This is a genomic window from Paenibacillus sp. NRS-1760, from assembly GCF_050467785.1.
In the GTDB taxonomy this organism is placed as follows: Bacteria; Bacillota; Bacilli; order Paenibacillales; family Paenibacillaceae; genus Pristimantibacillus.
Genome location: NZ_JBITPK010000004.1, coordinates 1 through 308, shown reverse-complemented (window position 1 = coordinate 308; position 308 = coordinate 1). Strand labels below are relative to the sequence as shown.

General features: G+C 57.5%; 1 protein-coding gene. It reads left to right on the top strand.

Annotation, left to right across the window (positions count from 1 at the left end):
• The first annotated feature begins 47 nt into the window (after window positions 1–47).
• Window positions 48–215 carry a hypothetical protein gene (locus ACIFSR_RS00610; RefSeq protein WP_430054083.1) on the top strand — a complete coding sequence of 56 codons (168 nt, stop codon included), beginning with the start codon at window positions 48–50 and terminating at the stop codon, window positions 213–215.
• Window positions 216–308: the final 93 nt, after the last annotated feature.

Below are 308 nucleotides of genomic sequence, written 5' to 3'. Positions count from 1 at the left end.
CGGCCGGGGCGTTCGCCGACTCATTGCTCGGCGCAACCGGCCAGGCCATGTATCGCTGCCGGGTATGCGGCAGCGAGATCGAGCGCGCCGCGCATTGCGGCAGCGCGGCGGAGCAAGTGCGCGGCTTCGCCTGGCTGAACAACGACAGAGTGAACCTTCTGTCGTCGTTGCTTGCAGGCGTGCTAGCATGGGGGATCGGTCAAGTTTTACTATGACCGATGCGAATAGCTATTGTGAAAAGACTGATCAGGATGTGAAATCACCTGAACAGTCTTTTTTAACAAACCCGCGCAATAAGCACACATATG

Bases quoted from the DNA above. Each gene is read 5' to 3' on its own strand.
- ACIFSR_RS00610 (WP_430054083.1), top strand. From the start codon at position 48: ATGTATCGCTGCCGGGTATGCGGCAGCGAGATCGAGCGCGCCGCGCAT.